Genomic DNA, 19,262 nt, shown 5'->3' with positions numbered 1-19,262 from the left:
CAAAGTAATCAATGCGTATTGATAATCTTATTGTCATTAAGCTTACTGGCAAGCAGTTAGCCTAATAATAAATGAGATTAGATAGCTTCGATTTGCTCAGCTTGTGGGCCTTTTTTGCCATCACCTAAGATGAAAGACACTTTTTGGCCTTCGGCTAGAGTTTTGAAACCGTTACCTTGGATAGCGCTGTAGTGAGCGAATACGTCTTGTCCGCCGTTGTCTTGAGCGATAAAACCAAAACCTTTAGCTTCATTAAACCACTTTACAGTGCCTTCAACTTTATCTGACATAAATTTTCCTGACTCTTTAACTGTTGGCGAGACTTGTGTCATCACCGATTAATTGATATATACCCTAATATTTTCTGCTAAATGCGGCGGCCAAAAATACTAAACAATCTTAAAGAAAATTTGAATTTTTTGCCTCAAATATTTTGAGTACAGTCTGATTATAACAGTTTTCCATGGTAGGAACAGTCTAAATTGCTGATTTTTGTAAATAAACACTAACCATTGTTGCAAGCTAACATCGATAGTATCAGCTCTATATCTTATTGATATAAAATAGTTTTTATTTATAGATACACCACAACTTCATCAATAAACCACTAATTAAATAAGTCGACATAGATGATAGTAGGTTGGAATATTAGTTACTGCAATGGTGATGTCGGTAGCCATGCTGAACTCAATACGAGCAAACATAACGCAAAAAACACCAATGAAAATGACTGACTATAGGCAATATACTTGGCTGGAATGACCAAATCTTTAGGAGAGTCAGGGATGCCTTTGCGCTTCAGCAGCTTGGTACCATATATCCAACCAAAGGTCGTGTATATGCCATATGCAGCAGGCACTGCGATAGCTAATGGGGACAAATCAATAACGTATAAAATCACTACCGATATAAAGAACCATAGAGTATCTAACAATGAACTAACTTTGAAGAATTTAGATTGAGGCAGTTTACCATTGGTCTGTTTAAGCATCTCCCCTTCTATCCAAATTAAAACTGCTACCACAGCGCTAAGAGTAATATATACGAATTGCGGCGTTAGCCAGTCTGAATAAGATATTTGCACAGCATACAACCTATTATCTATAGAAAGTGAGAATGAAGCATCCACCCGCTTCGAATACTTAGAAACGGGTAAGAACAACGATGAATGTTAATCGTAAAGGCACTTTGGCCAATGTTAAGGTGCCTGCTTATATTGGGTAGCAATTAATGGTTTTCAACCGATAACCCTGATTCAAATAAAAGCGAAAAGCATCTATCAAATACTTTGCATAAAAAAACCCATGCTATCAAGTGATAACATGGGCTATTTAATCTAAATCAGATTTTTATCTGAATAAAACTTAGTTTTTGTCTTTATCGATGATTTTGTTGCCACCGATCCATGGCATCATGCCACGTAGCTTAGCACCAGTGATTTCGATTTGATGATCAGCGTTGTTACGACGACGCGCAGTCATTGATGGGTAGTTGGTTGCGCCTTCAGAGATGAACATCTTCGCGTATTCACCAGACTGGATTCGTTTTAGTGCATTACGCATCGCTTCACGTGACTGCTCGTTGATAACTTCAGGGCCAGTAACATATTCGCCGTATTCAGCGTTGTTACTGATTGAGTAGTTCATGTCAGCGATGCCGCCTTCATACATCAAGTCAACAATCAGCTTTAGCTCATGTAGACATTCGAAATAAGCCATTTCTGGTGCATAGCCCGCTTCTGTTAGCGTCTCAAAGCCCATTTTAACTAGCTCTACTGCGCCACCACAAAGTACGGCTTGCTCACCGAATAGATCCGTTTCAGTCTCATCTTTGAACGTTGTTTCGATGATGCCTGAACGACCACCACCAACGCCAGCAGCATACGATAATGCTAACTGTTTGGCTTGACCAGAAGCGTCTTGATAGATAGCGATAAGATCAGGGATACCGCCGCCTTTAGCGAACTCTGAACGTACAGTATGACCTGGTGCTTTTGGTGCAACCATAATGACATCAAGATCGCCACGTGGTACCACTTGGTTGTAATGGATTGCGAAACCGTGAGCAAAAGCTAGTGTAGCGCCTTCTTTGATATTTGGCTCGATTACATCATTATAAAGCTCTTTTTGGAACTCATCAGGCGTCAAAATCATGATAACGTCAGCAGCTTTTACTGCTTCTTCTACTTCAGCGACTTTTAGACCAGCATTTTCAGCTTTTTTCCATGAGCTTGAATTTGCACGTAGACCAACAGTGACATCGACGTCTGAATCTTGTAGGTTAAGCGCGTGTGCATGGCCTTGTGAACCGTAACCGATAATGGCAACTTTTTTACCTTGGATAATAGATAGGTCACAATCTTTGTCATAATAAACGTTCATAAATAGAGTCCTTGTTCTCAATCATGGCTTGCCATGGATAGTAAGCGCTTATGCTGTAGTCAATATAATAACTAAGATAAGCGCTTTGTTGATTAGATAAATATTGGTTTAAACTGGTTGTGATAAATAATTAAATACTTAGAGTCTTTTCACCGCGGGCAATACCAATCACACCTGAGCGAACCACTTCCATAATGCGCTCACGGCCAATCACATCGATAAAACCATCAAGTTTGGCTTTGTCACCCACGATTTGAATTGTATATAAGTTCGAATTTACATCGACGATTTGTGCGCGGAAAATATCTGCGCTGCGTTTGATCTCTTCACGAACACCGCCTGTTGCACGGACTTTAATAAGCATCAATTCACGCTCAACGTGTACGTTCTCCGTCAGATTAAGCACTTTAACCACTTCAATCAATTTATGCAATTGTTTGGTGATTTGCTCAATTCTTTCAGGTGACGTAATGGTCGTAACCGTTAGACGTGAGATACTTGGGTCATCAGTAGGTGCGACGTTCAAAGTTTCGATATTGTAGCCACGTTGTGAGAACAAGCCGACTAACCGCGACAACGAACCCGCTTCGTTTTCCATCAATACCGAAATCAGATGTTGTTGTTGCATTAGGTACGCTCCCCTTTTGTTAACCACATATCACGCATGGCCTGTCCAGCGATTTGCATTGGATATACATGCTCATTACGATCGACGTAAACATCGATAAATACCAGTTTGTCTTTCATAGCCATTGCTTCAGCTAATTGCGCTTCCATAGTCGCAGGATCAGTAATTTTGATACCGACATGACCATAGCTTTCAGCCAATTTGACAAAATCTGGTAAGGAGTTCATATAAGACTGGGCATGACGACCTTCATATAGCATATCTTGCCACTGCTTCACCATACCAAGCTGCGCATTGTTAATGTTCAGAATTTTAACTGGTAAGTTATATTGCAAGCAGGTCGATAGCTCTTGGATATTCATCTGAATAGAGCCTTCACCAGTAATACAAACTACATCACGCTCAGGATTGGCAAGTTTGGCAGCCATTGCATACGGCAAACCAACACCCATGGTACCAAGACCACCTGAATTCAGCCATTGACGTGGCTCATTGTAAGTATAGTAAAGTGCCGCAAACATCTGATGCTGACCGACGTCACTTGTGATAATAGCGTTACTATTAGTCACTTTATCTAGAGCTTGTACGACACTTTGTGGCTTAATGCCATTATCTGTACTAGTGTCATAACGTAAACCATGACGCTTACGCCACTCATTAATTTGTGACCACCAATCGAGCAATGCGTGCTGCTCTAACTGCTTGTCTTGACCAACAATCTCTAGCATGTCTTTTAAGACCGACTTCACATCGCCTACGATAGGAATGTGCGCAAGGATGGTCTTTGAAATCGAAGCAGGATCGATATCGATATGAATGATGGTTGCGTTAGGGCAGAATTTTTTAACGTTGTTGGTCACACGATCATCGAAACGCGCGCCGACAGCTAAAATCACATCAGCATGATGCATGCTCATATTGGCTTCGTAAGTACCATGCATGCCAAGCATACCTAAGAACTGACAATCAGAGCCAGGGAATGTACCAAGACCCATCAAGGTATTGGTCACTGGTAAATTCAGACGATGTGCAAGATCTGTTAACTCTTCGTGCGCATTGCTCCAAATCACACCGCCGCCTGCATATACAACTGGACGCTGCGCTGCTAATAGCGTTTCAATGGCTTTTTTGATTTGACCGCTGTGACCTTTGAGTGAAGGCTGATACGAGCGTATAAATACTTCTTCTGGATATTCGTAAGCAAACTTTTCGCTAGGCGCAGTCATGTCTTTTGGCACATCAATGACGACAGGGCCTGGGCGACCAGTCTGGGCAATATAAAATGCCTTTTTTACAATCATTGGAATTTCGCTAGCATGGCGTACTTGGAAGCTATGCTTAACGATAGGACGTGATACGCCCACCATATCTGTTTCTTGGAAAGCATCTTCACCGATTAGGCTACTTGGTACCTGACCTGCGATCACAACCATCGGTACGGAGTCCATAAAGGCAGTAGCAATAGCCGTCACGGTATTGGTCGCACCAGGGCCTGATGTGGCCAACACGACACCAGTATTACCAGTCACTCGCGAATAAGCATCTGCCATGTGGCCCGCTGCTTGCTCATGACGTACTAAGATGTGCTCAATATTTTCTTGCTGAAACAGCGCATCATAAATGTGTAAGACCGCGCCACCTGGATAGCCAAAGATGTATTCGACACCTTCGTCAGTCAGTGCTTGCACCAGCATTTCAGCGCCCGATAGCATCACAGGCTGTGCACTACCTTCTGCAAGACGTTGTTGCTTTTGTTCAAAATTTTTGGCGGCATTACCCGTTTGGGTATGTCCCGTCATGTTCGGACTTTGCGTGGTTTGCGTCACTGTCATCACCTTTTTTTGCGGCGAGAATTTGCGGGATTCTATGAGCAAAAATAATTACTTACCGTCGTTATTTTTACTTACTGAATGATCGCTAATTCTTGTCCATATCAAGAATATCTGCCCAATAGGTTTAATTAACACTGTCTCATAGGACAATACTAATCAAACATAGCAGTGTATTTTAGGTCAGCTTTGTGATGGATGTTTATCGATATACAGTGACAAGATGCGAGTGCATCTATAAAAGAAGGCGCTTATTATTGAGATTCGATACTAGCAAGTACCTATTGTGACTTTATTTGTACAGATGCATCGATATACACAAGCAAAAAAACTTCATAGTCAATGCTAAATTATAAGATCTTTAGAACTTACAATAGGCTTTGGGGAAATCTCTTAACGGCGTACTATATCGCGTTTGATACAACTGCTAAAAACACATTTAGCATATTTCAAATAATAAGTTTATCTTAGTCATTGTAGACAGATAAGTCCGGAGACAATGTATCGCTATCAACAGTGGTCGTTATGCCACTATGCTTGCTATATCATTATCACAAAGGAAATAAAACTGCGTAAGCTACCGATAAGTAACTCGTCGTTTTCTTTCTCAAGTGCCACGGCAACATCGTAAAAGCCGCTCACTGACCAATCAACTGCTATTATATTCGATGGTTTACGAGTTATTGTCAAGAAAAACTTCTAAAGCCTATCCCAAACTATTAGTTATTAAATAATATACATTGATAAGTATTATTTGCTAGAATCGATAGTCGATACATTATTACTACCAATAAAATGTTCAAGTGTTATATTTACACCCATATACATTTAATTTTTATTAAATAAGAGGATTGCTACTATGGCATATGCGTCTAAGATATATACCGCTGCCAAACTGTTGATGAGTACCGCGTGTATGCTAATGCTATCCATGAATGCCAGTCAGGCCATTCAAGTTTATAAATCAATTGGAGCACATGGTGAGGTAAAATATAGCCAACATGCGCCGCAAGTCGGCAAAAATATCGAACTGATTGAGTTTCGTAGTGACGGTAGACAGAACAACGCAGGACAAATGGCAGGAAAAACAGATCCCAACCAGAGCAGCAATGCTCAAACTGCAGAAGAACAACGAGTAGCAGCACTTGAAGCACGTATTAAAGAACAAGAAGCTCAGGCTAATGCCCAACGCTGTCAGTCATTACGTAATAACTTGACCAACCTGAATGTAGGCGGCCGTATCTATGAGATGGATGCCAACGGTAAACGTCAATATTTAGATGGTCGTGAGATTGAGCTTAAGCGCGAGCGCGTACAGCAAGCGATTACTCAGTATTGCTCCAACCCTTCTACCTAACCAGACCTCTTGAAAGCAAATCTCAAACTATCATAAGCTGCATGACGTGACGAATGGCTGCTGGCATATCTTGAGCTTGTAGCCCTCGTTGTCCCACTAGTAATGTATTATTGTCACTATAATCGCTATTCCTTTGATTTACTAATACATCTCCTGCGAACCCATGTATAAGAACTGCTTGATGTAAGCTACGTGCCTTTGCTGATAAATCTTGCTGTGCCAATAGTCCCGCGGTCACCCCAGATAGCACATCACCCATGCCAGCGGTTGCCATGCCAGCATTACCTACATCACAGACGTATACGTTTTCTCCTCCCTTTTCTTGCTCTAGCACTAATGATCCTGCCCCTTTTAACACCCAGTCACCACCATATGTTGCGGCACACTGTTTTATAGCTTGCAGTCTATCTGACTCAATCTTACTTACTTTTTGCTCAAGCAATCTAGCTGCTTCACCACTATGCGGCGTCAAGCAAACCCGATGATTCGTACTGTATTTTCGTAGCTCTGTTATTAGCTCATGATTACCCATGTGCAGTGATGCCAAGTGATAAAGACCATCAGCATCGATCACAATTGATTTTTCACTCTCTATAGCAGCCTGTACATAATCAATAAATAATGCGTTGGCTTTTTCGTCACGGCCAAGTCCCATCCCAATGGCAACGACACTGGCCTGCTTGATTAAATCTCTTACGCCGCTTGCGTCATGTAGATTAATAGTCATCGCATCTGGCAATGAAGTCAGTAACGACCCATGAAAAGCCTCATGACAGGCAACTGTTATTTTACCAGCACCTGTCGCCATCGTACTGGCTGCAGACAGTATGGCAGCACCACCCATACCCTGAGAGCCATCGACGCGATTTCCGCCAATGACTAGCACATGACCATAGCTGCCTTTATAGCTGTTTTGGCGACGCAGATTCATACTATGTGCAGCCGTCATCAACGTGGCAACTGGCTCAAATGCTTGACTGGCATTTTTCTCAGCTATCGTATGATGGCTAGCTGTTTGCTGGCATGCTTTTTGATAAGGTATCAACGGTATATCGATTACGTCTCCGCTATAATCTGTACCATCTTTAGTATGCAGACCAAACTTACGCGCAATCAAACATAGAGTCACGTCAGCTTGTATTGCTATGCGCTCGAACACTTCACCAGTAGAAGCCACTAAACCACTTGGAATATCAACTGCTATTGCTAGTGTGTTATTTTTCTGAGTAACGTTGTTAAAAGCTTTAATAGCTGATTTATAAACGCCTTCTGGTGCACGATCTAAGCCAATACCAAATAATGCATCGATATAGATATCAGCTGGCAAAACTCTTTTATCCGCATCATCGTGACTAACAATGTCTTCAAATCGTTGATAGTGACAGCTGCTAGCTAAAGCTATCTGTAATGCCTTTATCGAGTCAGTAATATTGCTACTATCGCTGTCTCCATTGTTAGGAGTTTTAGAAGTTACTGATTGATCATGGAGATCAAAATCATTTTCACTAAAGCCAACTGTTATTACTTCTACTTGCCAGCCAGCTTGCTGTAAATAATAAGCGATAAGCCAGCCATCACCACCATTGTTACCTTTCCCTACCCAGATACTTGCTCGACGTGGATAAGCACTACGCTGATAAACGTTAGTATTGGTAGAATGGCTGGCACTGACGGTTTTTCGCTCATAAACCTGTTCTATTTGCTGTGTCATTTGCCAAGCAGCTTGTTTCATCAAACCAAAACTGTCGTATCCCTCTGCAAACCAAGCCTGTTCCATCGCATAAACCTGCTCACTACTATATAGCGCGATAGGTTTTGTATTTTTTATAGGTAATAAATTGGTATTATTTCTCATAACTTATCCTTGGTGTTTCTACTCATTTTTTATTTTATTTAAATTTGGTTGCTCATTTCTCATATCAGCTTAGCAAAAGCTTACCTCGACTTATGTATCAATATGAATGTGAGTTTATTTTCTTTTATACTTGCACTCATTGCTCACTGGCTTATCATAGCCGTATTTACATTATCTCTGATTGTCAGATATGAATAATCTGATTAAAACAAACGAGAAAACCATCTAATAAGCACCTACTCTCTATGCCTACTGATAAAAACAAAATCGCCATTACGAACCCAACTGTATTTACAACCACAGCTGATGTTAAGCAGTGGATTACAGCACAAGCACAGGCATTAGGATTTGCTGATTGTGGTTTTTTATCTGTGCATCATCCTTTGTTTACTCAGCAGATTGAACAACTACAGAAGTGGCTAGATAAAGGCTATGAGGGTCAACTGCAGTTTATGCATAACAACCATGATCTGCGCGCTCATCCTGATCAGCTAGTCGAGGGCGCAAAGACCATCATCAGCGTACGTATGGATTATCTAACTCAATCACCGACGCCGCGTGCTGTCACTGATAATGATCATCCCAATAAAGGCATCATCGCGCGTTATGCAAGAGGGCGTGACTACCATAAAACGATGCGTAGCCGTTTAAAGCAGTTGGCTTTAAAGATAGAAACAATGCTTCCTGAATGGCAACATTTAGATATCGGTTCAGAGAAAGAATTTGTGTTTAGACCTTTTAGCGATTCGGCGCCTATCTTTGAGCGGCCGATTGCAGATGCAGCAGGTCTTGGTTGGACAGGTAAACATACACTACTTATAAATAAGCAAGCTGGCTCATTTTTTGTACTCGGTGAGCTATTTTTGAGCCTTGAGCTACCCGATGACAAACCAGTTAAGGAGCATTGCGGTAGTTGTAGCGCTTGTATTGACATATGCCCTACTCAAGCAATTGTAGCACCCCATGAGCTCAACGCTTCTGCTTGTATCTCTTATTTGACTATCGAACATGATGGTGTCATCGATACCAAATATCGACGCGCAATTGGTAATCGGGTCTTTGGCTGTGATGATTGTCAGTTAATCTGTCCATGGAATCGTTATGCCAATCTGACTACCGTCGATGACTTCGCACCAAGACATGGATTAGACAATAGTAGCTTGCTTGAACTATGGCAGTGGCAAGAAGCCGACTTTATGAAGAACACTCAAGGTAGTCCGCTAAGACGCACCGGCTATGTGAATTTTTTACGTAATATCGCTATCGGCCTTGGCAATGCTAATGCCAACTTAGAAGTAGTCGAACAATTAAAATCTAAATTGACCTTACATAATGACATGCTAGATGAGCATATCGAATGGGCTCTAGCTGAGCAGCACAATAAGCTAGACTCAACCAATTAACCAATTAACCAATTAACCAATTAACCAATTAACCAATCAATCAACCAATCAACCAATCAACCAATCAACCAATCAACCAATCACTTTATAACTATCAAATATCCCTGAGATAAAGTGTTTATTTGAAGTGTACAAAATAAAAAAAGCCTCTTAATAATAAGAGGCTTTTTTTATTAGAATTTCATATTTAAAATACTATTTTTCTATACGCTTCTTCTAGAATTATGGCTTCGGAATACGTAATACTTGACCTGGATAGATTTTATCTGGATCAGATAACATTGGTTTGTTTGCTTCGAATATCTTCATATAATCGCCAGATGAACCATACACTTCTTTAGCGATTTTAGATAAACTGTCACCAGATTTTACCGTATACATTGTAGATTCAGGTGCATCTTCTTCGATATCGATGTTATCAATAACTTTTGCAACGTTTTGCACGTTACCGATAGCGATAATGGCTTTTTCACGATCAGCTTGAGTTTTAGCATTACCACTAATTTCTGCAGTATCTGTAGAACCATTATATTTAATTTTTAGGTTACTGATATTGAGGTTCTGCTGCTGAATACGGCGCAATAGAATATTAGCAACTGATTGTGCACTCGGCTCACTGCTTTGTACTGGTGTATTAGCATCTGCTTTCGTTTCTGTCTTAGCATCATGCTTTTCGTCATCACGGTTAAAAATCTTATCACCGATATCTTTTGCAAAACTGAACATACCCATATATCTACTCCTTGAAATATTATTATTTGTCATTCTTTTAATGAAATACGCAATCAAACGATATTTTAAATGTCTAACTGGCGTCTTTTTCTACGACTTACCATTACGAGTATAGATAAAGTGAGTCGATGTAGATAGTAATAGTATGTTGAATAATGTTGAATTGACGTAGTCAATGTTAAATTCGATTACTGCGTTTAAAGATAATAATCACGCGCCCATAAAAAAACCGCCTATCTAATCAGATAAGCGGCATTATAAATCTGCTAAATAAGCAGCAAATTATAGTTGGGCTTGTACGTAATCAATTGCTTTTTGAACAGTAGTCAATTCTGCAGAATCTTCATCAGGAATAGTGATACCAAAATCACTTTCAAATGACATAACCAATTCAACTAGGTCTAAAGAGTCCGCACCTAGGTCTTCCATGAATGAAGCATCGTTGTTGATGTCTTCAACATTCATACCTAGTTGCTCAGCTACTGCTGCTTTTACTCTTAGCTCGATATCATTACTCATGTAGATCACTCCGTTATCATCTATTGTTTTAATAAACTGCTATATCGCCTTATTTAACGCTATAGCATGGTATATAAAATGCGTTTGCCAGACCAGCAATGCTGTCTGAGTACTCTATGACATGTTATACAGTTTGTCTGATGTCTAATAAACCCCTGTTATCATACAGGGCTTTGACTTAAAAGTATCCGTCATTATAGCACTCTTTATTATAGTTTACACTCGTTCACACAGTTTTTTATTATAACTATGTAACGCTCGTATATTGACTACATATACATGCCGCCATTGACAGGAATCACAGCGCCTGTGATATAGCTGGCCTCGTCGCTAGCCAAGAAATGTACCGCTGCAGCGATGTCTTCTGGCTGACCAAGACGACTGATAGGTACAGCATCTAACATGGAGTTCAATAGGCGCTCATCAAGCTCATCTGTCATATCCGTTTCGATCAAGCCTGGTGCCACGCAGTTGATGGTCACTTGGCGTGAACCGATCTCACGTGCAAGCGTACGGCTAAACCCTTCTACGCCAGCCTTGGTCGCCGCATAGTTAGATTGGCCTGCATTGCCCATTTGAGCGACTACAGAGGTGATATTAATAATACGGCCACGGCGTGCTTTCATCATACCGCGTACGGCACGTTTACTCATGCGATATACTGAGGTCAAATTGGTATCGATAACGTTTTCCCAATCTTCATCTTTCATGCGCATCAATAGGCCATCTTGAGTGATACCTGCATTGTTAACCAATACTTGTACCGCACCATAGACGCTTTCAATCTCTTCAAACAGTTTGTCAATTTGAGCAGTATCACGTACGTCTAAAACACGACCAATACCACCAGTATCATGAAGGTAGTCATCGATAAGCTCAGCGCCCTTTTCAGTGGTCGCAGTTCCAATAACAAAATGTCCTTCTTTGGCAAAACGTTTGGCCACTGCTTTGCCAATACCTCGGCTAGCGCCAGTCACTAATGTAATCGTACGGCTCATGATAACACCTCTAATAATTTTTCTAGACGGGCAGGCTTGTCAGTAGGATAGCTTGCGATTGGCTGCGCCTGACGCTTCGCCAAATTGCTCAGTACATTACCACTGCCACATTCGATTAAGATATTAATTTGCTTGTCAGCTAACTCTTGCATGGTTTTTGACCACAGTACTGGCTCGCTCAGCTGTTCGGTCAATGCTTGCTTGATACCGACCGCACTGGTTTCAACGCGTGCATAACGATTTTGTATAACAGGAATGGTTGCCTGATCAAACTTGATACCCGCTAGTATTTCAGCCAATGCATTGCTGGCAGGTTCCATAAGTGCGCAATGAGACGGCACACTCACTTTTAGAGGAACAGATTTTTTGCCAGTATTTTTGACTTTATCAATAACAGCATTGACACCAGCAGCGTTACCCGAGATAACCACTTGTCCTGGACTATTGAAATTGGCTGCACCGACTACTGCATCTTCGACATGTTCGGTTGCTTGCTCACACAAGTTTTCGACTCGGTTGTCTTCTAGTCCTAATACTGCAGCCATAGCAGTATCAACACCTATAACGGCCTCTTGCATCAACTGACCGCGCTTATGTACTAAAGTAACGGCATCACCCAGCGATATCACATTGGCAGCACACAAGGCACTGTACTCGCCCAGAGAGTGACCAGCTAAATAACAAGGCGTCTCTTCTATTTTTTGTTGTAAGACACGCCAAATAGCAATACTAGCGGTCAAAAGCGCAGGCTGAGTATATTGGGTTTGATTGAGTTTTTCTTCGTCCTGACAGATTGCCCACAAATCCTCACCAAGCGCATCACTCGCTTCGGTAAATGTATCGCGTATCTCTGGATAGATTTCGGCAAGCTCGCTCGTCATCGCGACTGCTTGAGATCCTTGTCCAGGAAAAATGACCGCGATACGAGCGGGTTGCTTTTTTACCATATCGGGTACAGAAGCCATAACCAATATTCCTTATCTGATTAGAAATATCCCTAAAAACAATGGGGTGTATTATATTATTAGATGTTATACAAAGCCGCTACTTCAAGTATTTATGCAAGAAAACGGATTGTCAGTAAACTATACACTGACAGACACTATTATCATAGCGGATGCAAACCAAACAGCAAGAGTAACGCTGCCCAAATTAAAGGAGCGGATTATATCAGCACATTTTTAAATCTACTAAAAATAACAAGCGCATTAAGCAATAAGTCTAGTTATAAATAACAAAAAGCCAAGTTATCCAGCCACATAATATATGATAGCGAAATAACTTGGCTTTTTTTAGCTCAAAGCTTATTGACTAATAATAATTAGGCAAAAATAATAATAGTCACCAGTACTATTATTATCTTCGCCTAAGCTATCATAGAGCCAATGTCTTAGGCGTCTTGGCTGACTTTGAACAGTTGACGACCACGGTAGAAACCATCTTTAGTCATGTGATGACGACGATGTTTTTCACCAGTAGTAGCATCTACGCTTAGTTCAGCAATTTCCATACGGTGATGTGAACGGCGCATGTCACGACGAGAACGGCTTTTACGACTTTTTTGAACAGCCATGATATAGCTCCTATACTTAAAAGGGATAAGCTTGAAATTCAGCTTAAGTCGATACTGACAGAGGCTATATAATCACAACAACCTAAGTCTTAAGCATCATTAGTTAAATAGATTGCCACTCACATAAAGCACTGACCAAGGCTGAATCTTATAAAAAATTTACCCAGTCAGTTTCTATCAGCAAGCAACAGGTTGCTCGAATGCAATAAACCGGACATTATACGCATGTTTATTAAATTAATAAAGCCCTGCCTCGCACTCTTCTGTACAAAGCTGATAAAAGGTTTTTTAAATGCATCGAGTAGATAGTTTTAGTGCTTATAGTTTGCCTTTTAGCGAGGCTAAAGCAGCGAAAGGATTTTCACCTTCCTCTTCTTCTGGTATTTCACCAAACTGCTCAACAGACATTTCACAATCGTCATGCTTTGGTGCCATTGGTGTTTTGAGCAAGATTTCGTCTTCTACCAATTTCTTAAATGGTAACAGACGCTCTGGAGATTGCTCGGTAACGATTTCATCCAGTAATAAATAATCTTGTTCATCTTTAACTAAACGAACCTGACTATCGTTTTCGAGTAGCGCGATGTCATAATCATCAGACAAGTCTATAGCGATTGGTTGTAAACAACGCTGACAAGTTAGCCAAACATCACCTGTCAAAGTAAATGCTAAATGCAAGACGTTGTTGCGACGATACAAGTTAGCGTTGAGCTGTATATCTGACTGCTCATGTTCAGTGCTCAGAGTAGTAGCAAGACGATCAAACGAGCTTGGTTTTACCTCTCCTGACCATTCATAACCAGTGTCTGCCCACTTATCTAAAGAAATATGCTCAGGCATGCCAGTAGATACAGGCGCTTTTTTATTGTCAGCTTGAGGTGCTGACGGTTTAGTTTCTGGAGTGCTTGACATGCGCGGCCTCATTCATAAAAACGGTGTATAATATTGCCTGCCATACTAACGGAAAGTGCCATATTCTGCTAGCGCTAGTATGTTAAGATTTTTTGATAGTAAATTTGTTTAAGCTCTTTTACTACTTACCTTTTTACCTAAAGTTTTTTGTCTTTAGTATTTATTAAGTCAATGTCTTCTCTATGAATCTATCCGATAATAAAATGAATTTTTCTGATTTACTTTCTTCTACTGAAGCAAGTTCGTTGCTACAACAGCTTATTCAATTAAAGAGTCATACTGAAAAGTCATCTAGCAATATGCTCTCTCATGATAAAAATGAGTATTTAAAAGAATGGAGAAGTCAGTGGCAAAAATTGTGTAGTACTCAATCTGACAATCCTTTGTCAGCAGAATTAATAATTGATAGCGAACGATTAGCTACCGACTGGCTCATACAGTTATTTAATACTTTATTCGCTGATCAGCAAGTTATATTGGTTCGTAGTGAAGGTGAGCCAGAGTATTTCCCTGCTCAAAATGATAAACCTGCCAGAATTGAGTTCGCTCATGGCTTTTTTGCTAGTGCTTTACATGAAATGCACACATCTCCTTATAGGTTGACATGCTAGAAACCTCTTATTCTAATAGTGTACATCGCTATATTATTTGTAGGCATCTAAATTAAAACTATCACTTCGGTGATTATTACAACCTATCAGAACAAATCACTTTTACCTATCCAAAAGATAATGGTCGTTCTATCAATTAGGTATCATAACAATTAAGTTTTTCAGGTATCTTTCACATCTTCAGAAGCATTCTTTCTAATATCATCCTATCTAAGCTATAAACGCGGACATGATGCGCTTCGCTACGTCTATCTATTAATGGTTACTTTTGATCAATCGTACCATCCTCTAATCCAGTAGATTTTATCTATGTCAGATAGGTAGAAGTAAAAGTAGTTTTCTGCTATTCATGTTTATCATTAACGTCTTTGCACATAGTATTGTCAGTTGCAAGATATCGAATCATATGAACACGGATATAATGATGGTAATATTAAAGCACGCGAGTGTAGATAGAAGCAGACCCAAGGATGTAATTCACCACGGTGATATTAGGTCTTAATGCTTATCTATTCACTAAGCGAATAAGCTGACTAGCTATAGCATTATTATGTTTGTGGGCAGAATAGTTATTCTTTATTTCGGAGATGGCTGGACGAGAGTTAGTGATACTGGACTAGTAATCTTACATAGGTGAAATGATTTGATAAATATGATTGAATAGCACAATTAATTATGTTTCATCTTTCGATACTGGCTGTGAAAAGCAATACTATAATAGCTTAGCAACGTCGGGCTCAAACTATAAGAGCTAATTATCTTCGAGCGCTATCTTAGTATAGTGAGCATGTAGCAAAGCTTTTACTTCCTTGCTAGTTGCAATTTTACCTTCCTCAAAGTCTTGAAAGATGTGCTGAGTATCTGGGTTAATAGGAATATTATCGACTGCGAAGCTGCCCAAAGTATCAAAGTTAATGCGGCGGCGCTTTTCTATTTCTTGTTTGCTAACGAGGATAGGACGATCATCGGTAATCGATGCTTCAAATTTAGAATCTTCCATACTAGCTCCTATCAGTAGTAATAAAATTGTTCAGCAAGTCAGATAGTCTTCTATCTAGACAATCTTTCTCTCATTGCTATGTCTTATTCGGCTGATTTAATTGTATTAGTGATTTAGACATCGGTAAATCATGATTGTTTAATATCAAGAGCTATTGTGACTGAATAATTCGTACTTCTAGCATCTCCTAGAGTTGCGTAACTTACTTGCTCTAAAGTTTTTTGGGACCTATATGGGCTGAATAGCTCATCAAGAGTATGGTGAAAACCACCATCATCTACTGCAAATACATAATCAAAAAATATTTTGGCCATTGCAGACTGAGGGTGGCTAGCATCGCGAAAAGATTTATTGTGACTCCAACTACCACTGTATATTTTATTGAATACTCTCTCTATATTACCAGAAACAGAATTTGAAGCATGTTTTCGAGTAATACCTGGTTTTTGCACGTATGCAGCAGCATTTTCCACAGACTTCCAAATGATATAATGCATGGTTGATACAGAGCATTCAGCTAAACATGATCTGAGAATACTAATTAGCTTTTCGCCAATAGGCGGTGCTAGATAGTTCAATCTTGACCTAGTAATCAGGTAGCTTAAACACTCTCCTAGCTGTAACTTTTCACACCAGTTCTTAAATTGATCATTCGCTACTAGAGCACTGGTATTTTTCTGAGATTTAGCGTTTATCAAGATTTTAGTAAGATTCTCAATACTATAAGCAAACTCAAAGATCGCTTGATAGAAATCTATCTCTAGCTCTTTTTCTTCGTTGATAGTTACGTATTCGTAGCTATTTTCAGAAGCGAGTATGAGCAGATTTCGGTTAAAAAGATGCTGTAGTATCTCTTCATCTAATTTAGAGAACGGTGATAAAGGTAATGATAAATTGTCACGTAGAGAGACTGTATTCCTTATATTATCTGCCCCTAGGCTCTCTACAGTCGCTGCGAGTAGAAGTTTATCCACATCGTTAAGCTCAGTGACTGAAGGAATACTGCTTAATTGAATGCTTCGGCATTGATTGATGTACTCTAGAGCGGTCTGTCTCTTTTCTTCTGCTAAACGGTCTTGTTTAAGACGATACTCTAAGTACTCTTGATCCATTCTTTTTTCAAGCGCCGCCCTGCAATCATCACACCGCCATCTAATAAGATCCAATCGAGTTAGCTGTGAGCGAGTATAGCAAATCTTAGTTGTACCGCAGTCTATGCATTGGCAGTCTAGTACGACAAGATGAGCATTTATTTTAACGATACTAGGTATATCCTGATGCTTAACATCAAACTCTTGACCTATTTCTTTACAGGTATATATAAAACCACTTCGTTTATCGCCTTCTCTTAACCAGTACCTCTCACAGATCAGCTTATTAGTTTCTGTTATATCTGGCTGATACTCTAGTTTTGTTTTCATACTCACCTCATAATACCGACTATATCCCGTGGATATTATAGCCCACCACTGTGAGTATTGCTATTTTTAGCAGTGGTTGGTGAGATGAAGACAGATGAACGCATGATAGCCTTTGGAAAGCGTATCCGTGATGTGCGCAGAAGCAAAGGAATATCTCAAGAAGTGCTGGCAGAGATGGCAGATATTGATCGAAGTTATATGGGAAATATCGAGCGTGGAGAGAAGAATGTCACTCTCAAAAAGGCCTATGATATTTGCGATGCATTGGATATAGATATTAAGGATCTAGTCTAAATTGTTCGATTCATAATAATATGATAGTTAACTATAGTCAGTCTAGAATAAAAGAGATACAACCCATATCATGAAACAGCTTAGGTAGATTATTCTCCATCCAGCCTTGACGTAGAAATTTTGCCTGTGCCCACTTCTTTTCAATGGGATTTAGATCAGGGCTGTAGGGTGGCAACCAAAGAATACGAGAGACCATCCCAGATTCTGTGTAACTGACGTTTAGATTAAATACTTACACAAAATTTAGGAAGGTCTCTGAAAATTAACCACCTGACACAACTCGTCACCTACTAACAGATCTTGGCGGTCATAAAAGTTGCCCCAACGCTTATAATTATTATCCGTTCTCGACTCAGGGTTATAAGTAATGGCGATGTAGGTTTGAATTTTATTAGTGTCCTAAATTAGTTGACCACCACCAGATTCTTATCAAAGACTTCATCATCTATTATTCGCCAAACGGCAACTTGCTGATGGTCTTTGGTGGTGACTAGATTTAAAGTTTGTTCAATCATTGCTTGAGGTCTCATATCCTTATGATGTTTATTTGCTTCAAACCCAGTTACTTTACACTTAGCGGTTTAATTAAGCTACTTACTTGAGCTATTTGCTTCAGTTATTAGGCTTGGCTACTTACTCAACTTCAATATTCTAAAGGCGCCCTGAATAACTAAAGCAAATACGATGCTACCAATAATCAAATCAGGCGTACTAGAGTGTAACCAATTAACCAAAATCCCTGCAACAATTACCCCTAAATTGATAATCACATCGTTTGAAGTGAAAATCATACTGGCTTGCATATGGGCTTCTTCTCCTTCTTTGCTTTTCGATTTTTGTAGTAAATAGAGGCAAATCAAGTTTGCAATTAGCGCAAGAATCGATATGACTATCATGGTAGAAAAGTCAGGTAACTGCTCATTGCCAAAGAAACGTCTTAGTACTTCTAAAAAACCAAGAATCGCTAGCGTAATTTGAAAATATCCGGCAATTCTAGCAATCCGTTTTTTCTTAATGACCGTTCCACCGACCGCAAATAAGCTAATTCCGTACACCAAGCTATCTGCTAACATATCTAAGCTGTCGGCGACCAACCCCATCGAACGAGAAATCAGTCCCGTGCTCATTTCAATAATAAAGAAAGCAAAGTTAATGACCAGCACTATCCATAGTAGCTTTCTTTGCTCAGCATCTTTTTTGTGACTAGAGTCAGCATCAATTTTAAAATTATTGTTGGGATCAGAGGGGTCAATGGTTTCGGTCGAGAGTAGGGTGTCTCCTAATTTTAGGTCATGAATAGCAGTCTCTATCCCTTCTATATTGTCATGATGAAACACAGTTAATTGACGGTTAGGAATGTCGAACTCAAGATGTTCAATATTCGAGTGGCCCTCTAATTTCATTCGGATTAGGTTTTCCTCCGAAGGGCAGTCCATCTTCGATATTTTAAAAGTTGTTTTATTCATAGTTACATTTATATCCGGGTGGTGGTTCAAAAAGTAGGCTGAAAAAAAACAGGCTGAGAAATTGATAAATAGTGAAATGCAAATGACACTATACATCAAATGCCCAGCCTGTCTAAGTAACATTACCTTCCAGTTCACATTTTATAAACATACTCAAGTATAAAAAGTATTTTTCCGTATAGAGTGAATACGACGCTAGTTCATTTTGTTTGTGATAATCGGCATCAATGTGCTTATTTATTACGCTTACTTTCTAAAAATATCATGTCAATTATAATCAATG

Annotated in this window: 20 protein-coding genes and 1 pseudogene; 5 read left to right on the top strand and 16 right to left on the bottom strand. The window is 39.8% G+C overall.

Features of this window, described 5'->3' with window-relative positions; all coding sequences use genetic code 11:
* Window positions 1–77 precede the first annotated feature (77 nt).
* From ACI2IW_RS12775 to ACI2IW_RS12755, 5 genes are all read right to left on the bottom strand, one after another.
* Window positions 78–290 carry a cold-shock protein gene (locus tag ACI2IW_RS12775; RefSeq protein ID WP_057758834.1) on the bottom strand — a complete coding sequence of 71 codons (213 nt, stop codon included), beginning with the start codon at window positions 288–290 and terminating at the stop codon, window positions 78–80.
* Window positions 291–652: 362 nt separating this feature from the next.
* On the bottom strand, window positions 653–1,084 hold the full coding sequence (locus ACI2IW_RS12770) for a hypothetical protein (protein ID WP_404693859.1): 432 nt from the start codon (window positions 1,082–1,084) through the stop codon (window positions 653–655).
* A 280-nt stretch (window positions 1,085–1,364) separates the two neighbouring features.
* Window positions 1,365–2,381, bottom strand: coding sequence for a ketol-acid reductoisomerase (ilvC, locus tag ACI2IW_RS12765; protein ID WP_101204856.1), 1,017 nt, complete (start codon window positions 2,379–2,381; stop codon window positions 1,365–1,367).
* Between the two features lie 130 nt (window positions 2,382–2,511).
* A complete protein-coding gene (gene ilvN, locus ACI2IW_RS12760) occupies window positions 2,512–3,009 on the bottom strand; it encodes an acetolactate synthase small subunit (RefSeq protein WP_057758828.1) in 498 nt (165 codons plus the stop codon).
* A complete protein-coding gene (locus ACI2IW_RS12755; protein ID WP_404693883.1) occupies window positions 3,009–4,721 on the bottom strand; it encodes an acetolactate synthase 3 large subunit in 1,713 nt (570 codons plus the stop codon). The genes ilvN and ACI2IW_RS12755 overlap by 1 nt, the downstream gene beginning before the upstream one ends.
* A gap of 976 nt (window positions 4,722–5,697) precedes the next feature.
* Between ACI2IW_RS12755 and ACI2IW_RS12750 the strand changes: the two genes are divergently transcribed.
* Entirely contained in the window at window positions 5,698–6,195 is a 498-nt protein-coding gene (locus ACI2IW_RS12750) for a DUF4124 domain-containing protein (RefSeq protein ID WP_101204858.1), read from the top strand.
* A gap of 22 nt (window positions 6,196–6,217) precedes the next feature.
* Here the strand turns inward: ACI2IW_RS12750 and ACI2IW_RS12745 are convergent, their stop codons facing one another.
* Window positions 6,218–8,050: an NAD(P)H-hydrate dehydratase gene (locus ACI2IW_RS12745; protein ID WP_404693858.1), complete on the bottom strand. Its 1,833-nt coding sequence runs from the start codon at window positions 8,048–8,050 to the stop codon at window positions 6,218–6,220.
* Window positions 8,051–8,295: 245 nt separating this feature from the next.
* Here ACI2IW_RS12745 and queG point away from each other — a divergent pair, with 245 nt between their 5' ends.
* Both queG and ACI2IW_RS12735 read left to right on the top strand, forming a co-directional pair.
* Window positions 8,296–9,453: a tRNA epoxyqueuosine(34) reductase QueG gene (gene queG, locus ACI2IW_RS12740; protein WP_404693857.1), complete on the top strand. Its 1,158-nt coding sequence runs from the start codon at window positions 8,296–8,298 to the stop codon at window positions 9,451–9,453.
* 19 nt (window positions 9,454–9,472) lie between these two features.
* The gene (locus ACI2IW_RS12735; protein WP_404693882.1) at window positions 9,473–9,544 is read left to right on the top strand and encodes a hypothetical protein; all 72 of its coding nucleotides are present in this window, start codon (window positions 9,473–9,475) and stop codon (window positions 9,542–9,544) included.
* 131 nt (window positions 9,545–9,675) lie between these two features.
* Here the strand turns inward: ACI2IW_RS12735 and lysM are convergent, their stop codons facing one another.
* The 6 genes from lysM to ACI2IW_RS12705 all read right to left on the bottom strand — a co-directional run bounded on the left by lysM (window position 9,676) and on the right by ACI2IW_RS12705 (window position 14,187).
* Window positions 9,676–10,185, bottom strand: a complete 510-nt coding sequence (lysM, locus tag ACI2IW_RS12730) for a peptidoglycan-binding protein LysM (protein ID WP_057758817.1) — start codon at window positions 10,183–10,185, stop codon at window positions 9,676–9,678.
* A 282-nt stretch (window positions 10,186–10,467) separates the two neighbouring features.
* Window positions 10,468–10,704 (bottom strand): acyl carrier protein, encoded by a 237-nt coding sequence (acpP, locus tag ACI2IW_RS12725; protein ID WP_057758815.1) that lies wholly within the window; start codon window positions 10,702–10,704, stop codon window positions 10,468–10,470.
* Window positions 10,705–10,973: 269 nt separating this feature from the next.
* Complete coding sequence (fabG, locus tag ACI2IW_RS12720; RefSeq protein ID WP_057758813.1) at window positions 10,974–11,702, bottom strand: 3-oxoacyl-ACP reductase FabG; 729 nt, start codon at window positions 11,700–11,702, stop codon at window positions 10,974–10,976.
* Window positions 11,699–12,667 carry an ACP S-malonyltransferase gene (gene fabD, locus ACI2IW_RS12715; RefSeq protein ID WP_134292643.1) on the bottom strand — a complete coding sequence of 323 codons (969 nt, stop codon included), beginning with the start codon at window positions 12,665–12,667 and terminating at the stop codon, window positions 11,699–11,701. Before fabD ends, fabG begins: the two co-directional genes overlap by 4 nt.
* Before the next feature lie 425 nt (window positions 12,668–13,092).
* On the bottom strand, window positions 13,093–13,275 hold the full coding sequence (gene rpmF, locus ACI2IW_RS12710) for a 50S ribosomal protein L32 (protein ID WP_057758809.1): 183 nt from the start codon (window positions 13,273–13,275) through the stop codon (window positions 13,093–13,095).
* Window positions 13,276–13,593: 318 nt separating this feature from the next.
* Window positions 13,594–14,187: a DUF177 domain-containing protein gene (locus tag ACI2IW_RS12705; protein WP_134292644.1), complete on the bottom strand. Its 594-nt coding sequence runs from the start codon at window positions 14,185–14,187 to the stop codon at window positions 13,594–13,596.
* Between the two features lie 299 nt (window positions 14,188–14,486).
* On the opposite strand from ACI2IW_RS12705, the pseudogene ACI2IW_RS12700 reads away from it, so the two are divergent.
* Window positions 14,487–14,768: pseudogene (locus tag ACI2IW_RS12700) on the top strand (elongation factor P hydroxylase); the annotation flags it as partial.
* A 781-nt stretch (window positions 14,769–15,549) separates the two neighbouring features.
* Here the strand turns inward: ACI2IW_RS12700 and ACI2IW_RS12695 are convergent.
* The gene (locus ACI2IW_RS12695) at window positions 15,550–15,798 is read right to left on the bottom strand and encodes an antitoxin VbhA family protein (protein ID WP_057758803.1); all 249 of its coding nucleotides are present in this window, start codon (window positions 15,796–15,798) and stop codon (window positions 15,550–15,552) included.
* A 128-nt stretch (window positions 15,799–15,926) separates the two neighbouring features.
* Entirely contained in the window at window positions 15,927–17,219 is a 1,293-nt protein-coding gene (locus ACI2IW_RS12690; RefSeq protein ID WP_057758801.1) for a hypothetical protein, read from the bottom strand.
* An 84-nt stretch (window positions 17,220–17,303) separates the two neighbouring features.
* Between ACI2IW_RS12690 and ACI2IW_RS12685 the strand changes: the two genes are divergently transcribed.
* Window positions 17,304–17,513 carry a helix-turn-helix domain-containing protein gene (locus tag ACI2IW_RS12685; protein ID WP_058025361.1) on the top strand — a complete coding sequence of 70 codons (210 nt, stop codon included), beginning with the start codon at window positions 17,304–17,306 and terminating at the stop codon, window positions 17,511–17,513.
* A 37-nt stretch (window positions 17,514–17,550) separates the two neighbouring features.
* Here ACI2IW_RS12685 and ACI2IW_RS12680 read toward each other — a convergent pair whose 3' ends face one another.
* Together ACI2IW_RS12680 and ACI2IW_RS12675 are read right to left on the bottom strand one after the other, a co-directional pair.
* Window positions 17,551–17,709: a transposase gene (locus ACI2IW_RS12680; protein WP_224737862.1), complete on the bottom strand. Its 159-nt coding sequence runs from the start codon at window positions 17,707–17,709 to the stop codon at window positions 17,551–17,553.
* A gap of 433 nt (window positions 17,710–18,142) precedes the next feature.
* Window positions 18,143–18,979 (bottom strand): cation transporter, encoded by an 837-nt coding sequence (locus ACI2IW_RS12675; RefSeq protein ID WP_057758797.1) that lies wholly within the window; start codon window positions 18,977–18,979, stop codon window positions 18,143–18,145.
* Window positions 18,980–19,262: the final 283 nt, after the last annotated feature.

It is taken from the genome of Psychrobacter sp. NPDC078501, from assembly GCF_044900935.1.
Taxonomy (GTDB): domain Bacteria; phylum Pseudomonadota; class Gammaproteobacteria; order Pseudomonadales; family Moraxellaceae; genus Psychrobacter.
Note: the sequence above shows the minus strand (reverse complement) of the source record. Positions and strands in the feature narration are given on the sequence as shown.